The organism is Amycolatopsis pigmentata (genome assembly GCF_042684065.1).
Lineage (GTDB): Bacteria > Actinomycetota > Actinomycetes > Mycobacteriales > Pseudonocardiaceae > Amycolatopsis_E > Amycolatopsis_E pigmentata.
In genome coordinates this window covers 475,152-492,271 of record NZ_JBHUKR010000007.1, presented here as the reverse complement: position 1 = coordinate 492,271, position 17,120 = coordinate 475,152, and the positions used below count along the sequence as shown (strand labels likewise).

At 67.1% G+C, this 17,120-nt stretch carries 17 protein-coding genes and 3 tRNA genes; 11 read left to right on the top strand and 9 right to left on the bottom strand.

Features of this window, described 5'->3' with window-relative positions; translation table 11 throughout:
• The first annotated feature begins 123 nt into the window (after positions 1-123).
• Positions 124-327 (top strand): cold-shock protein, encoded by a 204-nt coding sequence (locus tag ACFSXZ_RS15285; RefSeq protein ID WP_027941311.1) that lies wholly within the window; start codon positions 124-126, stop codon positions 325-327.
• Between the two features lie 99 nt (positions 328-426).
• On the opposite strand, the gene ACFSXZ_RS15280 is transcribed toward ACFSXZ_RS15285, so the two are convergent.
• Positions 427-849, bottom strand: a complete 423-nt coding sequence (locus ACFSXZ_RS15280) for a hypothetical protein (RefSeq protein WP_378265646.1) — start codon at positions 847-849, stop codon at positions 427-429.
• Positions 850-1,453: 604 nt separating this feature from the next.
• On the opposite strand from ACFSXZ_RS15280, the gene ACFSXZ_RS15275 reads away from it, so the two are divergent.
• Positions 1,454-1,702 (top strand): hypothetical protein, encoded by a 249-nt coding sequence (locus ACFSXZ_RS15275; protein ID WP_378265644.1) that lies wholly within the window; start codon positions 1,454-1,456, stop codon positions 1,700-1,702.
• A 175-nt stretch (positions 1,703-1,877) separates the two neighbouring features.
• Here the strand turns inward: ACFSXZ_RS15275 and ACFSXZ_RS15270 are convergent, their stop codons facing one another.
• Positions 1,878-2,747: an alpha/beta hydrolase gene (locus ACFSXZ_RS15270; RefSeq protein WP_378265642.1), complete on the bottom strand. Its 870-nt coding sequence runs from the start codon at positions 2,745-2,747 to the stop codon at positions 1,878-1,880.
• Positions 2,748-2,899: 152 nt separating this feature from the next.
• On the opposite strand from ACFSXZ_RS15270, the gene ACFSXZ_RS15265 reads away from it, so the two are divergent.
• The 3 genes from ACFSXZ_RS15265 to ACFSXZ_RS15255 all read left to right on the top strand — a co-directional run bounded on the left by ACFSXZ_RS15265 (position 2,900) and on the right by ACFSXZ_RS15255 (position 3,163).
• Positions 2,900-2,972: transfer RNA gene (locus ACFSXZ_RS15265), tRNA-Glu, on the top strand.
• 13 nt (positions 2,973-2,985) lie between these two features.
• A tRNA-Asp gene (locus tag ACFSXZ_RS15260) sits at positions 2,986-3,062 on the top strand.
• Between the two features lie 27 nt (positions 3,063-3,089).
• Positions 3,090-3,163, top strand: a tRNA-Phe gene (locus ACFSXZ_RS15255).
• A gap of 201 nt (positions 3,164-3,364) precedes the next feature.
• Here the strand turns inward: ACFSXZ_RS15255 and ACFSXZ_RS15250 are convergent.
• The 3 genes from ACFSXZ_RS15250 to ACFSXZ_RS15240 form a co-directional block, all read right to left on the bottom strand.
• On the bottom strand, positions 3,365-3,727 hold the full coding sequence (locus tag ACFSXZ_RS15250) for an XRE family transcriptional regulator (protein ID WP_378265640.1): 363 nt from the start codon (positions 3,725-3,727) through the stop codon (positions 3,365-3,367).
• Positions 3,720-4,094, bottom strand: coding sequence for a type II toxin-antitoxin system RelE/ParE family toxin (locus ACFSXZ_RS15245; protein WP_378265638.1), 375 nt, complete (start codon positions 4,092-4,094; stop codon positions 3,720-3,722). Before ACFSXZ_RS15245 ends, ACFSXZ_RS15250 begins: the two co-directional genes overlap by 8 nt.
• A 641-nt stretch (positions 4,095-4,735) precedes the next feature.
• The gene (locus tag ACFSXZ_RS15240; protein WP_378265636.1) at positions 4,736-6,280 is read right to left on the bottom strand and encodes an FAD-dependent monooxygenase; all 1,545 of its coding nucleotides are present in this window, start codon (positions 6,278-6,280) and stop codon (positions 4,736-4,738) included.
• 71 nt (positions 6,281-6,351) lie between these two features.
• Between ACFSXZ_RS15240 and ACFSXZ_RS15235 the strand changes: the two genes are divergently transcribed.
• The 4 genes from ACFSXZ_RS15235 to ACFSXZ_RS15220 all read left to right on the top strand — a co-directional run bounded on the left by ACFSXZ_RS15235 (position 6,352) and on the right by ACFSXZ_RS15220 (position 10,144).
• Positions 6,352-6,930 (top strand): TetR/AcrR family transcriptional regulator, encoded by a 579-nt coding sequence (locus ACFSXZ_RS15235; protein WP_378265634.1) that lies wholly within the window; start codon positions 6,352-6,354, stop codon positions 6,928-6,930.
• 295 nt (positions 6,931-7,225) lie between these two features.
• Positions 7,226-8,098, top strand: coding sequence for a CPBP family intramembrane glutamic endopeptidase (locus ACFSXZ_RS15230; protein ID WP_378265633.1), 873 nt, complete (start codon positions 7,226-7,228; stop codon positions 8,096-8,098).
• A 536-nt stretch (positions 8,099-8,634) separates the two neighbouring features.
• Positions 8,635-9,192 carry a GrpB family protein gene (locus tag ACFSXZ_RS15225; protein ID WP_378265631.1) on the top strand — a complete coding sequence of 186 codons (558 nt, stop codon included), beginning with the start codon at positions 8,635-8,637 and terminating at the stop codon, positions 9,190-9,192.
• Between the two features lie 298 nt (positions 9,193-9,490).
• Positions 9,491-10,144 carry a hypothetical protein gene (locus ACFSXZ_RS15220; protein ID WP_378265629.1) on the top strand — a complete coding sequence of 218 codons (654 nt, stop codon included), beginning with the start codon at positions 9,491-9,493 and terminating at the stop codon, positions 10,142-10,144.
• 55 nt (positions 10,145-10,199) lie between these two features.
• Here ACFSXZ_RS15220 and ACFSXZ_RS15215 read toward each other — a convergent pair whose 3' ends face one another.
• From ACFSXZ_RS15215 to ACFSXZ_RS15205, 3 genes are all read right to left on the bottom strand, one after another.
• Positions 10,200-10,409, bottom strand: coding sequence for a hypothetical protein (locus ACFSXZ_RS15215; RefSeq protein ID WP_378265627.1), 210 nt, complete (start codon positions 10,407-10,409; stop codon positions 10,200-10,202).
• Between the two features lie 42 nt (positions 10,410-10,451).
• Entirely contained in the window at positions 10,452-10,883 is a 432-nt protein-coding gene (locus ACFSXZ_RS15210; protein WP_378266466.1) for a histidine kinase, read from the bottom strand.
• 98 nt (positions 10,884-10,981) lie between these two features.
• Positions 10,982-11,722 carry a DUF998 domain-containing protein gene (locus ACFSXZ_RS15205; protein WP_378265625.1) on the bottom strand — a complete coding sequence of 247 codons (741 nt, stop codon included), beginning with the start codon at positions 11,720-11,722 and terminating at the stop codon, positions 10,982-10,984.
• Between the two features lie 670 nt (positions 11,723-12,392).
• On the opposite strand from ACFSXZ_RS15205, the gene ACFSXZ_RS15200 reads away from it, so the two are divergent.
• A complete protein-coding gene (locus ACFSXZ_RS15200; RefSeq protein ID WP_378265623.1) occupies positions 12,393-13,004 on the top strand; it encodes a TetR/AcrR family transcriptional regulator in 612 nt (203 codons plus the stop codon).
• Between the two features lie 8 nt (positions 13,005-13,012).
• On the opposite strand, the gene ACFSXZ_RS15195 is transcribed toward ACFSXZ_RS15200, so the two are convergent.
• Complete coding sequence (locus ACFSXZ_RS15195; RefSeq protein ID WP_378265621.1) at positions 13,013-15,721, bottom strand: sensor domain-containing protein; 2,709 nt, start codon at positions 15,719-15,721, stop codon at positions 13,013-13,015.
• Positions 15,722-15,919: 198 nt separating this feature from the next.
• Between ACFSXZ_RS15195 and ACFSXZ_RS15190 the strand changes: the two genes are divergently transcribed.
• Positions 15,920-17,077 (top strand): beta-ketoacyl synthase N-terminal-like domain-containing protein, encoded by a 1,158-nt coding sequence (locus ACFSXZ_RS15190; protein ID WP_378265619.1) that lies wholly within the window; start codon positions 15,920-15,922, stop codon positions 17,075-17,077.
• The last annotated feature ends 43 nt before the right edge of the window (positions 17,078-17,120 follow it).

Sequence of the window (17,120 nt, the reverse complement as noted above, 5' to 3'; positions counted from 1 at the left end):
TCGCGGAACTTCTGACGCGAGCCATGAGCTACGCCGCTCTTTGCTCGTCTCGTTGGAACCGCCCGGGACGGCCCGGGAGCCGGTTCACCGGCTGTCGATGCGGATGTAACGAGGAGTAAAGCGGTGGCGCAAGGCACTGTGAAATGGTTCAACGCCGAGAAGGGCTTCGGCTTCATCGCCCAGGACGGTGGCGAGGGCGACGTCTTCGTGCACTACTCGGAGATCGATGGGCGCGGCTTCCGCACCCTCGAGGAGAACCAGCGTGTGGAGTTCGAGGTTGGGCAGGGTCAGAAGGGCCCGCAGGCCCAGAAGGTGCGCGTCATCTGACGCTCCCTGCCATGAACGTCACGAGCCCCCGGCGAATCTCATTCGCCGGGGGCTCGCTTGTCGTGACGGCGGAACCGGCCTCGAACGGCGGAGCCGGCCTTAGGAGCGGCCGTCCCAGTTCTGGCGGCTGAACCTGTGCTGGTCGGTGTCGAGGGTTCCCTGGTGGTCGGCGAACTGGCGGCGCTGCGCGGAGGCGGCCTGCGCCTCCCAGGACAGCCGTTCGAGGACCCATTCCCGGGCCAGCGCCTGGGGCGAGGTGCCACGGCTTTCCGCGAGTTCACGCAGCTGCGAGCCGGCCACGAGGTTCATCCGCAGCTGGTAGACCTGAGCCTCGCCGAACCGTTTGCCGGTGCCCGTGCTTTCCGGGTCGGACTGAGGGGCGAGGGCCGCGAGGTAGCTGGTGAGCTCGTGGTCTTCGACGGCCGCCTCGGCCTCCCTGGCCGGGGTGTTCCGGTGGCGTCCCGGCGAAACCGGTCGGATGTCGGTCCGGGTGTTGCTGCGACGTCCTAGTGATGGAAGCACCTGCACACGATAACGTTTGGATCTCGACACTCGCTCGAATGTGAGCCAAGACACACATGCTGTGGCTCACTGGTTAGGCCATTCGGGCGACACATTTCCCACTTGGAGCAACCTGCTGTTAGCTCAGCGGAATCACCGCAGCTCACGCCGCTCTCGCGATCGCGGTAACCCGACCCGCGCTCGCTGATCTCGTCGCGGCGCAGCCGACCCGGATCTCGAGGATCGCTCTTTCCCGAAGGGGAATACTCCCCGCCACCCAAGCGGGTGTCACCCGAATGAGGAAGGAGCCTGCCGGCAAGACGGCGAAAATGGAGGACCCCCGCGCCAGGGGGAGGAACGCGGGGGTCGGAGGGGATCTCCACAGGCGCTGACCGGGGGTGTGTCAGCAAGTCGATTGTTACACGACTCGGGCCTGCTTCGCGAGTGGTGAACTCGAAAAAGTCCTCTGAGCCGTCGCTGTGACGCCACCTGCCGTACACCTGATCGTGGCTGTGCGTGCGGGGTAGGGACCAGCAGGTTCACTCTGCGGGGGGCTGTGTCCGGCTGTTTCCGATCGCTAGCCTCGCGCCAGGTCGTTGCAGGAGTTAAGTATTGAGGAGGAGCAATGAGCGGGTCGGTGGAAGTTCGACAGTTCCTCCTTCGGTATGAAGGGGCGGACGCGGGCGGCGGGATGGCGGGTGTCCCGTCCCAGCGGTCCAGTCAGGCGGACGCTCCACGCGTCTCCGACGATCAAGTACGGCGGGCTCGCCTGGCGGTAGCGGCCGGCGCGACGGACGCCGAGGACTGTGCGCAGCTGCTGGACATGTTGGGGCTGGTTCCGGACGAAACGGGGCAGGTCCCCGTCCAGCGGTGACACTCACGGGGAAACCCTGACCCTCTGGCATGGATTTCCAGGGGTGCGCTCCCTGGCCGCACCCCTGGAAGTCGGCAATATTACCGTCATGGATCCGGCTCGCAACTCCCTTTCCGCCGGATTGGCGAAGATTCCAGGCCGATGTGTTCGATAGCGGCCCGATACGGGCGGGAAGTCACCCGGCGAAGAACCGGATGAGTTCGGCGGCCAGCGCCTCGGGCGCTTCCTCGGCCATGTGGTGCCCGGAATCGATGCGGCCGCCACGGACGTCGTGTGCCCACTCCCGCCAGACGCCGAGCACGTCGCCGTAAAGGTCGTCGAGATCGTCGCGGGAGGCCCAGAGTGCCAACGTCGGGCAACGAATCTTGTTGCCCGCGGCGAACTCCGCGTCGTCGTGCTCGCGGTCGAGGCCTAGGCCGGCCCGGTAGTCCTCGAGCATCGCGTGCACCGTCGCCGGGTCGTTGATCGCGCCGCGGAAGTCGGCGAAGTTGGCCTCGCCCAACCGCTCGGGCGTATTGCGAGTGCCGATGTCGTACCAGGCGTCCGGATCGGCGTTGATCGCCCGTTCCGGCTTGTCCGGTGTGGCGAAGAAGAACCAGTGCCACCACTCCCGTGCGAACTTGGCCCCGCACCTCGCCAGCGCCGCGCCGATCGGCACGGCGTCGAGCACCGCCAGCGCCCGCACGATGTCCGGATGATCGAACGCGAGCCGGGTCGCCACATACGCTCCGCGATCATGCCCCACCACCGCGAACCGTTCGTGACCCAGCGTTCGCATGAGCTCCACGCAATCCTGAGCCATCACACGTTTGGAGTAAGGCTCATGATCGTCGGTGGTCGGTGGCTTCGAGGACTCGCCGTAGCCCCGCGTGTCCGGGCACACCACAGTGAAGTGCTCGGCGAGCAGCGGCGCCACCCGGTACCAGGTGGTGTGCGTACGCGGATGGCCGTGCAGGAGAAGGACCGCAGGGCCGGATCCCCCGTGCCGCACCCGAAGTTCGACCGATCCGAGCTCGACACGGTCCAGTGTGAAGTTGTCGGGCATTGAGCCGATGCTAGCGGTGTCAGTGCAGGTCCGCCGCCTGATCGGGGGTTAAGGGACACCCGTTTGGAGCGCGTTGTGGGCGTACCCTATGCTTGTAATCGCTCCCGGGGGGACCTGAGAGCGCGGTCGGTCGGTTCGCCGAAACCGGCCGAGCTCCCATCGTCCAGCGGCCTAGGACTCCGCCCTTTCAAGGCGGCAACGCGGGTTCGAATCCCGTTGGGAGTACGCAGTACAGCAAGGCCCTGTGGCGCAGTTGGTTAGCGCGTCGCCCTGTCACGGCGAAGGTCGCGGGTTCGAGTCCCGTCAGGGTCGCCAGCGTCTGGCACGAAAGCCGGCGTTTCCGGCCAGGTAGCTCAGTTGGTACGAGCGTCCGCCTGAAAAGCGGAAGGTCGCCGGTTCGACCCCGGCCCTGGCCACCCCTCAGACCAGCACAAACGGCCCCCGCCGATCACGGCGGGGGCCGTTTGTCATGTCAGGGTCTCATTTTCTGTCTCAGTTGTGCGTCGGCCAGTGGTCCGGCCCACGCTGTCGCGGGTGGGGCAGCCCCGGGCGTCTGCTGCTGGTGGGGCAGGCGTGGTCTAGACGTAGGGCAATCACGCCGTAGATGGGCCTGGCGTTCAGGCGGAGGCGAGTTCGTCTCGATTGACCTCGGGCACCGAAACGATCTCCTCGTGGTCACCGAAGCCGGCAACCACGCGCATGCGTCCGCCCAGCGCCGCGATATAGCGGCTCAGGGTCTCTACTTCCATCTGTGAAGGGCCGCCCTTCTCGATGGCGCTGACGCGAGGCTGCTTGACGCCCATGCGGCGGGCGACCTCTGTTTGACTCAGCCCGGCTCGTTCCCTCAACTCGCTGAGACGGTATCCGAGCACGTATGCGTGTGTGCGGCTCTGAGCTTCCGCCTTCGCCGCCTCGACATCGCGGCCAGCGGCAATGTCAAGCTCGCGCTTGCGCGCTTTGACGTCCTTCCAGTTAGCCATCGTTGTCGACCTCCAGTGCGGCCAGATGTTCTTTGTAGCGTTGCTCGGCCAGCGGAATGGCGTCCTCGTACCATCGCTGCCACTGTCCTGCCTTGTCTCCGGCCACCAACACTATTGCGGAGCGTCGCGGATCGAACACGAAGAGCATTCCAATTTCGGAACGCCCTGTGGATTCAGGGCGAAGCTCTTTCAGGTTGTGTATTCCGGAACCCTTGATCCGATCCGCGAGTGGCCTGCTCAACGTTGGTCCGAGACGCTCCAGCGTGTCGATGGCCTCCTCGACAAGGTCGGCAGTCTCCGGGTCGCTGACGCACAGGTCTAGATACCGGCTCTCGACAGCGTCGTGGAGTTCTGCCTCCCATCTCACCGCTCACTATAACCCCTGCGTTATGGCACTGCAATCAGTGTGGGCCTGTGACGCCTTCGGGACACCTCTGCGTGCGTTCTTGATCGTGGAGGAACCGACGGCGTTGTCAAGGGGTTCAGTTTGGGTCTCATTCACCCCCGTTCAGCGTGTGTCGCGACGGTACGTCGAAGCGTCCGACCTGCGGTCTTGCCCCTCCAGAAGTAGCCCCCGCACACGGTGTCAGCAGGGACGATCAACGGAATCAACTTCCTCGGTTCGGACCACCCGCGCGTCGGTACGACGTGCCACCGGCCGCGATGTGTATGTCCCCGAATGGATCACCCCGCGAACGCGGGGTGAAACCCTGGTCTGGCACGACGACGGCGCACACGGCACAGCGCATCACCACGTGCCGATCCCAGAAGACGAGGGCGGGCAAGGGGTATCCCGCGTCCCATGCGGTGGTGGATGCGCGCTGGACACGGCCCTGCATTGCAGGTTGGGTGAGCCACAGCGAGGAGTTTCCAGCCGTCGGCACGCTCGGCTCATGCCGACGAGGGGCTATTCGCGCCTCGACCATCGAGACGCCTACTTGCGGACCGGACCGTGACCGCACAGCACGTCGAGGCCGGTGGCCGTTCCGGCTGAAGCCGGTCTGCCAGTCATGCGGGGATGGCGGCGGTGCCGAGCACTCGCGGCAATGCCTCGGCGAGTGGTATCCCGGATGCCGAGTGCCAGGCGACGATGACGTCGGGGCGTAGCAGCAGAGCGCCGTCGGCGGGCAGGCAGACCTCGGCGAGCCAGTCCTGGTGCGGCACCGAGACCAGACGCAGCCCGAGACGATCTGCTTCGGCGATCCAGCGTCCGTTGTCCGGACCGGTGAGCATGGTCAGGCCCGGGCCGGCGAAGTCCACAGTGGACTTTTCTGCGTCGAGCCAGGCGTGGGGCACGCGCGTGCCGGGACGGCCCGCCGGGGCGTAGTGATCGACGGGGGCGGGACCGCGGCCGTCGGGTACGAACGCCCCCTCGGAGTACTGGGTGCCGAACATTGTGGCCAGCAGGTCGTCGTGCCGGGCGTCCGGCTTGGTGTAGGCGGCGAGCATGTCGCCGACGTGCCCGCGGACGGTGCTGGAGGCCTCGGCGATCGCGTAGCCGGCCGGATGGCGTTCGGTGTGGTAGGTGTCGAGGAGGGCGGGCGCCGCCTGTCCGGCCAGCACGGCCGCGAGTTTCCAGGCAAGGTTGGCCGCGTCGGCGACGGCGGTGTTGGCTCCGGCCGCGGCCATCGGCGGCATCATGTGCGCGGCGTCGCCCACCAGGAACACGCGGCCGTCCCGGAAGCGGTCGGCCACGCGCATCGCCGACTCCCAGGGGGACCGGCTGAGCAGCTCCACGTCGAGATCCGGGATGCCGATCACGATGCGCAGGAGATCGTGCCAGTCGCCGTCGCCGAGCGTGTGCGCCTCGGGGAAGTCGGCCGTCGAGAACAGCCACCGGTCGGTGCCGTTGACCGAGAGGAAGGCGCCCGAGGCGACCGGGTTGTCGATCTCGCACAGGTTGAACGGCTTTTCCCGTGCCAGGTCCGTAAGGTCGGCGCGGAAGTAGAGATCGAGGTTGTCGGCCAGATGGCCATGGCCGCTGCGCGTGATGCCCAGTGCGGTGCGGACGGAACTGCGCGCGCCGTCGGCGGCGATCAGGTAGTCCGCGGTCAGCTCGTACGGCTCGCCGTCCGCGGGCTTCAGCAGCGCGGTCACCCCGTCGTCGTCTTGGGCGAAGGACACCAGTTCGGTACCCGGCCGCAAGGACACGCCCCGTTCCCCGGCGGCGCGGCGCAGGATCGGCTCCAGCACGACCTGCGGGCACAGGACGTTCGGTCCGGGGCTCAACTCGGGAATCCTCGCCTGCTGCAGCCGCCGTTGCCGCATGGTGCCGCTCATGTCCCGGACCTGGGCCGTGGCCAGCGTCGGACCGGTCAGGACCTCGGTGAACGACGCCAGCGGCGCACTCGCCTCGGCGACCTCGGCTGCGAGTCCGAGCAGCCGGAACACCTCGGTGCTGCGCGGGTTGAACCGGCGCGCCTTCGGCTGCGGCGACACACCGGCGTGCTTCTCGACCAGCACCGGATACACCCCTTCGCGTCGCAGCAGCAGGGCGGCAGTCAGTCCGGCGATCCCGCCACCGCTGATCAGGACTGGAACACGAGTAATCACAGAGAACTCCTCGACTCGAAGGTGATACCGTACAACTGAGTACACGGTACAACTAGTGATATTGTCAAGGTATGACGACCGGGATGGGCAGACGGGAGCGCAAGAAGGCGGCCACCCACCAGGCGCTCGCCGATGCGGCCCTGCGGCTGTTCCTCGAACGCGGCTACGAGAACGTGGGGGTCCGCGAGATCGCCGACGCCGCCGACGTGTCCACCACGACGCTGCAAAAACACTTCCCCAGCAAGGAATCCCTCGTCTTCGACCGTGACACCGGTATCGAGGAGGCCCTGGTTGCCGCCGTGCGCGACCGCCCGCCGGGCACTTCGGTGCTGGACGCGTTGCGCGGCTACACGCTGGCCCGCGTCGAGTACGGCGCCGCCGCCGACGGGGCGCGAGAGTTCATGACCCTCGTACGCGGCACTCCGGCGCTGAGCGAGTACTGGCACCGGATGTGGATGCGGCACGAGGACGCGCTCAGCCGCGCCCTTGCCGCCGAAACCGGCGCCCCCGAAGCCGATCCCGAATGTGCCGCACTGGCCCACTTCGCCCTGGAAACCTCGGCGCTCGCCATCCGCTCCGAAAATCCGGCCCGCATCGTCGAAGCCGCCTTTGCCCTCCTCGAACGCGGCTGGCGCGCGTCACCTCGCTGAGCTGCTCATCGAAAGATCCTGCCCGTGCAGTGAGGCGACGAGGTCATACGCTTGCCCGCGCTCCGGTCCCGCGCAGGGCCATCCGGGCCGGGAGCACGCTGGAGGCCAGAGCCAGGGCCAGGCACAGCCCGTCCGGAAGCTGCCACGCTCTGATCCGAGCGCAGGGAGCCGGCCGAGTCGCTGCGGCGGGTTGGGGGGTTTCAAGCACCTGAGGGCTTGTCCCCCGTGGGAGCTACACGCAAGTGTCCTCCCCAAGGGGATTTCCGGCAGCTTGCGGGAGCCTAGTTTTCCAGACATGACAACGAAAACGGACTCCTTCCGTAAGTTCCGGTTCCCCATCTTGCTGGTCGCCATGATCGTCGTGATGGTGGTGGCGGGCCTCGTCAACGCCGCGGTCGTCGGCCTCGGCCCGCTCTCGCTCGTCGTCGGCCTCGGGACCGCGGCGGCCGGATTGTTCGCCTACACCCGGCTTTCACGATGGCTCGAGCAGCGCGACAGCGTCCCTGAACTGGCCCGCGAGAAGGCCAGGCCAGGCCTCCTGCGCGGAGCTGCCATCGGTGTCGGCGCCTTCCTCGCGACGATGCTGCTGATCGGGATGTTCGGCGGCTGGGACCACTTCTCCGCCGGCTCCTTCTGGGGCTTCGTGGCGAGCATCGGGATGATGGCGAGCGCTTCGGTCAACGAGGAACTGCTCTTTCGCGGTGTCATCTTCCGGTTTGCGCAGGACCGGTTCGGCACATGGATCGCGCTGGCGCTGTCGGCTGTGTTGTTCGGTGGATCGCACCTGCTCAACTCCGGTGCGACGTTGTGGGGTGCGATCTCCATCGCCATCGAGGCGGGGATCACGCTGGGTGTCTGCTACGTCTTTACCCGCTCGGTGTGGCTGCCGATCGGTTTCCACTTCGCCTGGAACCTGTTCGAGTCCGGCGTGTTCGGCACGACCGTTTCCGGGGCCTCGAACGCCGCGGACGGCCTGCTCAACACCGCGCTGTCCGGTCCGGCCGTGCTGACCGGTGGGTCGTTCGGCCCGGAGGCCAGCCTGCTCGCCGTGCTCACCTGCCTGGTGCCCGCCGTGTTCCTGATCCGCAAGGCCTCGCGCCGGGGAATGGTGGTCCCGTTCCGTTCGCGGAAGACCGAGACCACCACGCGGCTCCAGACTCAGTCGTGATCCTCGAGGGCCTGCCGACGGGGGTGTTTCAGAACTCGACCCACAACTGGGTCGTGTCGCCCGCCGGCCTGCAGTCATAGTTGTGGCCCGGGTACTGGGTAAGAGCATCCTGGACACACTGATACCCCGGATAGGGAATGTTGCCTCCCTGGTACCACCTGATGAAAACCCAGGTTCCCTGCGCGACGGGGTCGTGTGGGTCGACATCGGCCCCGGCCGGCCCTGGATTGAAAACCATGCCACCGAGTACGACCAGTGCGACACCAAAACCGGTTACAAGCCTGCGTAGCACGTGAATTCTTCCTTTCCTGGCGAACACCTGGGACTTGTTTACCCGAAGGCGACCACGGGGTGCTCCGGTGGACCGCCGTGAATGCGCCTCCGCTTCCGAAATCTGCCCGAATGCGTCTTGTGCCACGCTCCTCGGGGCGCGCGGTCGAGCCTGTCGAGCGGAGCACTCGGGAACGCCGCTGGGAGTTGATCGCCGAGCGGACGTCGCGCTACGTTGGTCTGCTGCCCACCGAAAGGCTGCGAACATGCCCGAAGCACTCGATGACGCCAAACTGTCCGCGGTCCTGCTCCGGCCGCTGCGTCCCACGAAGGTCACCATCGTCGACTACGACCCAGAGTGGCCGAGGCGCTTTGAACGCCGTGCCGCCGACCTACGAAGGATCCTGGGCAGCCGTGCTCGGCTGATCGAACATATCGGTTCCACGTCGGTTCCAGGCCTGGCGGCCAAACCGATCATCGACATCGTCGTCGGCATCGACGATCCGGAAGACGAACAGGCCTACCTGTCTGACCTTGAAGCGGCGGGATACGACCTGCGCGTCCGTGAGCCGGAGCACCGTTGCTTCCGGACCGGTGAGCCTGACGAGCCCGTGAACCTGCACTGCTATCCGCCGGGTCATGTCGAGACAAGGCGGTACCTTGCCTTCCGAGACCGGCTGCGGACCAGCGAGGCCGACCGCGATCTCTACGTCGCGACCAAGCGGGAACTGGCGAAACGCGAGTGGCGTGACATCAACTACTACGCCGAAGCGAAACGACCGGTGATCGACGAGATCCTCGGGCACGCGGGCTGGCAGGAGTAGCACCCGCGCGGCGGAGGGAAGGGGCACGGCGCGTCTCCCGAGCTTGGAGACTGTGCGGTGACGCGACTCGATAAGGAATTCCCTGAAAAGGGGATGATGGCCGCGTCCGCATTTTCCACTCTTCGGGGGTCCTCGGACGGTTTACCTCATCGCCGGAGGTGGCGAAGGATTCTTGTGCCGTATTCCGTGGCCGGTTAACGTTTCCGGGTCGACAGGTTCCCCACGAGGGATTCTTCAGGAGAAGTACAGCTCGTGCCGGAAAACGCATAAGCGGTTCAGATCGGAGACGGGAATCTCAATGCACAGACGCACGGTAACTGTTCTGGCCGCGGGGGCGGCCGTCTGCGCCGCCTTGGTGGCGGCGGCCATCCCGGCCGCCGCGGCGGGGAGTGTCACCATCCGGAACGGCAACGCGGACCGTCATTTCGCCGCGTACGCCGACTCCGTGACCATCACCGACCGGACAGTCGGGGTCCACCTCACCTGCCCGTCGTCGGCGGGAACGCATGCTTCGACCATGACCGGATCGATCGCCGGCGGAACCTACGCCGTCCCGGGCAGGATCGGTACTTTGTCGGTGAGCTTCCGCCAGAGCTGCACGACGCCGCTGGGAGCAGGCACGGCGACACCGCTCGGCCAGCCTTACAACCTCACCATCACCGGTTATGACGCGGCGGCCAACACCAGCGTCGGCTATGTGGGGCCGGTGAACGTGCACGCCTCGGCCACCGGCTGTGCCTTCGACATGGTGGGAAACGTCCCAGCCGAATACAGCAACGCGACCGGGGTGTTGTCATTCACGGCGAACGCGGGACTGCCGGCCGGTGTCGCACGATTGGCGCCGCAGAACATCATGGGTTGTTTCGGCAGAGTCCATGTCACCGACATGCTCACGCTCGAGGCGGACTACCACGTCAGTGATCCTTCGCCCCCGCTGGCGATCACCGGCTGACCGATCCGTCGGTGTCGTCCCGGCCCGCGTGGCGGGGACGACACCGACGACGACATCAGCGGACGAAGAGGTGATACCCGTTGTCCTCGGTGATGTTGCATTCGTTCCAACCGCCGAAGGCCTTGCCGGCGTCGCATTCCGCCTCCAGCTTGTGTTTGTCCATGGACGACTCGACGTACCGCCAGTCGTCCGCCATCGCGGCCGGGGCGAAGGACAGGACGCAGGCAGTCGCGATGGCACCGACGGCCAGAACCTTGCGGAACATTCAAACTCCAATGGAAAGGGGAATCCTGACGTTCCCGAAACGTTAGGGAGTCCACTGTATGCGCACAACATCGTGCTTGCCGCCCGGGTAGATGCGGCGAAAGATTCTGCCCCGATGGGCAGTACGCCGGCGCGCGGCCCTTGCGTTTCCTGTGAAGAACCGAAGTTTCCGGTAGATATTTCGTCGAAGGGGCCGAGGTGGGCCGCCCGCCTCGTGCCCTGACGACTGCCATGGGGCCGCGTCGGGAGCTTCGATCAGATCCCGCAAGTCGGCGATGGCCCGGCGACCCGTCTCGGCGATCGCCCGCAGTCCGGCCTGTGCGCGGTCCGCGGTCTCGTCGACCAGGAACTGCGTCGCGTCGGCCTGGACGACCATCGCGGTCACGTCGTGTGTCACCCGGCTGTGTACTTCGCGGACCCTCCTGGCGTGCTCTCGTACCGCCGCCAGCCGCGCCGCCCGACCCGGCGGGAGCATTCTCCGCGCCGCGCGGGCAAGGCGCCGTGCCCTCTGTTTCCACGAGCGATCGGGCACGACCTGACGGCAGGTCGTGCCCGAGAACCCCGTGCCGCCGATCATGCGGCGGCCTTGGCGGGGACAGCGGCCTTCTTGGTCCGGCGGAGCACCCCGATCGCCAGCGCGCTGAGCGCGGCCGCGCCGGACAAAGCGATCGCCCGCTCCAGCAAGCCGCCCACTCCCGCGCCACCCAGCACTCCGTCCAGCAGGAAGATCACCAGGAACGCGATGGTCACGTACAGGGCCGGCCGCGCCCACGACTTCCACTCTGGCAGCCGGTTCATCGCCATGTACAGGAAGAACCCGCCGATCATCAGCGCGAACACGCCCAGCGTGCTCAGGGTCGCGTCGGTGGCACCGCCGAAGTTCGCGGTCTGCAGTTCGGTGGTGCATCCGGCGTCGGCGAGCCGGCAACCCTCCTGCTCGAAGAGGCTCAGCAGGTCGCCCAGCCCGAAGATGGAAACCGCCACCAGGATGACACCCACCTTGGCAGGCCAGCCCGCTTCCCGGAGCGACGGCCACAGCGACCGGTAGGCGAACCACATCACCACCGCGCCACACAAGGTGAAGAACACGATCAGGAAGGCCGCTCCCGGGGCGCCGACGGCGTACATGTCACTGATGGTGTGAGCGACGGAGCTGTAGGCCGGGCCCTGCCAGACAGCGGCGAGCAACCAGCAGAGCGAGAAGATGACGTTGGCGACGACGGCGAAGCGCGCCCACCGTCGCATCACCTTGTTCCTCCTGGCCGCCTTGTCGGTCTGGTCGCTCTCGTCCGTCTTCGCGATGTCGTTGTCCATGAGGGAAAACTACGAAAATCCCCACGTAGACGGGTCCCCGTGCGGGGGACACTTCCTGGTAGCTCGCACGGGGGACAGCCTTCGGCGGGCGGTACGCCGAAGTTCTCAGTGCCGGTGTCGCGTTACCAGGTTTGGACGGATTCGGCGCGGTCAGGCCGGCTCCCCATCTTGCGGCGGAGTGATCGCATATCCGAGTTTGGCCAGCACATTGGTTTCTTGGTAGGTAAGCGCTGTGACGATCCGTTCCGCGGCGGGGCGGTGGAGTCACTCGTGTGGGCTCGTCGGGTTCAGCGCGGTGATGCCAGGGGCGCGTCATCGGAGCTGCGGTCCACGAGCACCGGCTCCGCCGCAAGCCTCACAGCGCGCATGACGTGTTTCATCACCGTAAGTAAGTTTCATGGTCTCGTTGTGATCGTTCCCACGCCGGTCGGCCCGAGCCCGGAGGGCCGTCACAGGCCGGCCGGATTGTCTACATAGGACGGATTGCTCGTGGTTCTCTCACGGTGGGGACCGGGTCTTCCTGCTGCTCACCGAGGCACACGTCGGCTTGCCGGTGGCTGACGGGGAAATCGGGTGTCCCTTCCGGCGGGATCGACGGCACTCGCCCGTGAAATCCTTGTGGGAAACGAACTTCACAACTCGTTACCCGCGCCGTGAGTAAGGTGGCCGGATGGCTGGGGTAAGACGACGCACCCAAGCGGAGCGGCGGGCGGCCACCAGGACGGCATTGCTGAACTCGACGGTCGACTGCCTGGCCGAATACGGCTACCCGAACGTCACCGGGGCACAGATAGCCGCGCGGGCGGGGGTGACCAGGGGCGCTCAGGCGCATTACTTCGCGACGAAGACGGAACTCGTGGTGGCCGCGCTCGAGCACGCGACCGAGCGGATCACCGAAGAGTTCCGGGAGCGTTCTCCACACCGGGAAACCGAGGCGGAAATGGTGCTGGCGCTCGTGGACCGATTGTGGGAACTGCATCAGAGCCCGGCCTTCACCGCTGTGGTCGAGCTATGGCTGGCCGGCCGCACCGATCCTGCGCTGCGGGCGCCGGTCGCCATGCTGAACAAACAGCTGAACAGCGTCGTCGCCGAAATCCTCGCCGAGCGGGTGCCGGACTTCGTCGCCAGGTGCGACGGCGCGGCGGTGGTGACGACCGCGCTGGCCGCCATCCGGGGCGTCGTCCTGGCCGGGTTCGTGGCCGATGGCGACTCGGTGGAAGCGGTCTGGCGAACCACCCGCGAGCAGGTCGGGAAGCTGATCGCCACCGTCACGGCGGGTTGAGGCCCTTGCTACTCCTCGATTCCCCACAGCTCCTCGGCGGGAAGCGGTTTTCCGAGGTAGAAGCCCTGGGCCTGGTCGCAGCCGAGGTCACGCAGCAGTTCGAGCTGGGTCGCGTTCTCGACGCCTTCGGCGACCACGGTCAGCTCGACCGCGTGCGCCATCGCGATGATGCTCGTGACGATCGCCGCCGCGTCGGACGAGGTGCCCAGCCCGGTCACGAACGACCGGTCGATCTTGAGGGTGTCCAGGGTGAGGCGCTGCAACTGGGCCAGCGACGAGTAGCCGGTGCCGAAGTCGTCGATCGCCAGCCGGACCCCGATTCCGCGCAGCGCCGACAGAGCGTCGTCGGCGGCGTGTGAATCCCGCATCAGCGCGCTTTCGGTGATCTCCAGGCACAGCGCCTTCGGGGGTAGCCCCGTCTGCTCCAGCGCCTCCGCCACGGCGGACACGAAACCCGGGTCGTCCAGCTGCCGGGTGGACAGGTTGATCTTGAGATCGACCTCGATCCCCTCGGCGCGCCGCTTCGCGAGTTCGCGGGTGGTCTCCTTCAGCACGTAGGTGCCGAGGAGATTGATCAGATCGCTTTCCTCGGCCAGCGGGATGAATTCGGTCGGCGACACCGCCCCGTGCGCCGGATGAGTCCACCGCAGCAGGCCTTCCACGGCGACCGTCCGGTTCGACCGGAGGTCGACGACCGGCTGGTAGGCCGCCCACAACTTGTCGAGGCGCACCGCGTCCCGCAGATCCTGCTCCAGCCGCAACCGCCGCTGCACCCGCTCCCGGAGTTGCACGTCGAAGAATTCGAAGCGGCCCCGGCCGAGCGTCTTCGCCTGGTACATCGCCACGTCGGCGTCACGCACCAGATCGTCGGCGCCGCGCTCGTCGCCGGGTTCGGCGACCACGATGCCGATGCTGGCGTCGACGTGCAGGCGACGGCCGTCCACCGTGATCGGCCGGGTGAGCGACTCGCGAAGATGCTCGGTGAGCGCCTTCACCGACGACGGCCCGGGGGTGTCGAAGGCGAGCACCACGAACTCGTCACCACCGAGCCTGCCGACCAGGTCGGAACCCCGCACGGCGCGCCGCAGCCGTTCCCCGGCGATCCGCAGCACCCGGTCGCCGACGGTGTGTCCCAGCGAGTCGTTGATGACCTTGAACTTGTCCAGGTCGATGAACAACACCGCGATCCTGGTCTCGCCCAGTACCCCGGTGAGCCGGTCGAGGACCAGGGTGCGGTTGGCCAGCCCGGTCAACGGGTCGTGGGTGGCGTCGTGCTCGAGCCGTTCGCCGATCGCACGGCGCTCGGTGATGTCGCTGAACGACAGCACGAACGAACTCGCCGAGATGTTCTCCGGGTGCATCGCCCGGCAGGACATGGAAACCCACACCGTCCGCCCGTCACGCCGCTGCGCGCGCATCACGCGGCCCACCTGGGGCACACCGGTGCGCCGAACCTGGGCGGATGGGTACTGCGACGGGGAAAGCCGGTTGCCGGCTTCGTCGTAGAGCGGCCATTCGCGCGGCGCCGAACCCTTCATCGCGGCCTCGGGCACGCCGAGGATGCGTTCCGCCGCGGGGTTGGCGGAGATGACCATCCCGTCCGGGCCGATGACCAGCACGCCCTCGTCCAGCGACGCGACGACCGTGCTGTACTGCCGCTCGGCTTGCCGTCGCGCGGTTTCGTCGGCGCAGACGAGAACGTAGCCACCGTTCATCTCCGCCGCGGACACCCGGACCTCGAGCGCCGAGCCGTCGGAGGCCCGGTGGCTGGCCTGGATCACGCCGCCGGCCCGGAGTATTTCCGCGGGTTCGAGCGGGGCGCCGACGAGTTCGCCCACCCGCCGCCCGCGCGCGACCGCCCTTGGCAGCCCATAGATGCTTTCGGCGGCCGGGTTCCAGCTGGTCACGCGACCGTCGGCGTCGGTGCCGATGATCGCGTCACTGACGTGTTCGACCAAGGCCGCCTGGTAGCGCAGGGAAGACTGCGCCGCTTTTTGCGCGCTGAGATCACGCAAAATCACCTGATAGGCGGTTGTGCCCTCCCAAGTGGTACGGACCGAGACGACTTCCATCGGAACCTTGGTGCCGTCGGTGAAGGTCAGTATCGCTTCGGAGGGCTCGGTGCTGGCACCGGGATCGGTCAGCGAGGCGATGCGGTCGAGCATCTCCGGGATCGACTCGTCGGCCACGAAATCGGTGATCGGCTTGCCGAGCAGATCGGCGCTGGTGGTGGCACCGGCGAAGCGCGCCAGCATCGGGTTGGCGTAGACCAGAACGCCGTCCTGGTGCACCCCGATGAGGTCGGGACTGAGCTCGACGAGCAGCCGATAGCGGTCGGCGAGGTCGGCGAGTTCGCGGCGCTCGTCGTGTCGGTCGGTCACGTCGGTGGCGATACCCAGCAAACCGTTCTTCGTCGTCCTTGCCCGGAACCGGATCCACCTGTAGTGGCCAGGCGCGCTCCGGTAGGGCCGTTCAAGGTCGAGATCCTGCCAGAGATCGGCAGTCCGCGCGGCCGTTTTCAGCGGTTCGATCAACTCGGTCACGATGGCCTCGACCCGCTCGGCCGGTGCCCCCAGAAGATCTTGGAACCCGTCGTGCCAGGTCAGCTTGTCGTCCTCGAAATCGAGTGCCCAGACGACGGCACGGTCGGCCGACAGCGCGAGGTCGATCACCTGCTCGTGATCGACCGGCGCGGGCCGGTCGGCGTTTGCCTCCATACTTTCGTCCGATCCGCCGAGAGCCTCGTCACTGGTGTCTACACCATTGGTTGCCATTCCTGTAGAGCGAAGGCACCCAACATGGTCATTTCCGACCGGATTGATATGGACCACCCGCGCCCGGTCGTTGAACTGACCTGTTGGGGGCCTTCGCCCCCGCCAGGATCCTAGGGCGAACAGTTCAGGAGGAGCGAGTCCATGAGCTCGCCGGAAATGGCAATTTGCGGAATCGGTGCGGTAACCGGTTACGGCTGGGGCCGCGAACGGTTGTGGGAGGGCCTGTCGTCCGGAAAACACGCGGCCACGCTGGAAGGCGGGTACGGACGCGACGGCGACGAAAAGGCCTGGGTGGTGCGGGTTCCCGACGGCGGTGCCGAGACAGACGGAGCGAGCAGGTTCGCCAGGGCCATGCGGGCATCGGCGAGGGAAGCCGTCGCCGATGCCCGGGAGCGCGGCTGGACACCCGGACGGCGGGTCGGGGTGGTGCACGCCGAAGTGCTCCGGGACACCGCGATGTGGCAGGACTTCTACGCGCGGAACCGGTTCGGGCGAGGCCGCGACTACCTGTCGATGATGCCGTCGACCCCGCCCGCGATGTTCATGCGGGAGTTCGGTTTTCACGGCCCGGCGATCAGCGTGGGGGCGATGTGCGCGTCGGGTAACGCGGGTCTGCTGACCGCGAAGGCGTGGCTCGACGCGGGGATCGTCGACGACGTGGTGTTCGTGGCCACCGACCTGTCGGTGAATCCGCAGAACATCTGGCATTTCACCAGGTTGCGGGTGGTGGTCGCGGACGCCGAGCCGCTGGAGGCCTGCCGTCCGTTCCAGGAGGGCAGCCGCGGGTTCGCGATGGCCGAGGCGTCGGTGGCCTTCGTGTTGTCGAAGCGGCCCGCGCGGTCCTATGCCCGGGTGCTGGGCGGTGCCATGACCCACGACGCCTACCACGTCATCTCCATCGAACCGAGTCTGGAGCACCTGCGCGCGTGCTACGCCGACGCGCTCGAGAACGCGGGCGTGGCGGGTTCGGAGATCGCCTATGTGAACGCGCACGGGCCCGGGACCCGACAGTGCGACACCGCCGAGGCGACGCTGCTGGAGGAGTTCTTCGGTCCGGAAACCGGGATCTACTCGATCAAACCGCTGGCCGGCCACTGCCAGAGTGCCGCGGCGGCGGTCGAACTCGCGGTCGGGGCGATGGGCTACGAGCGGGGTTACCTCCCCGCTCCGCCGAAGGTGGCGCCGGGGCATCCGCAGTTGCTCAGCGGGAAGACACCGGTCGACGGCGGGCTGACGCTGAAGTCCTCGCTCGGGATGGGCGGCCACAACACGGCCGTCGTGCTCGGTCCCGGCCGGTGATCAACATTGCCGTTGGGTGGAACGGGTCTTGCTTACCCTGGCC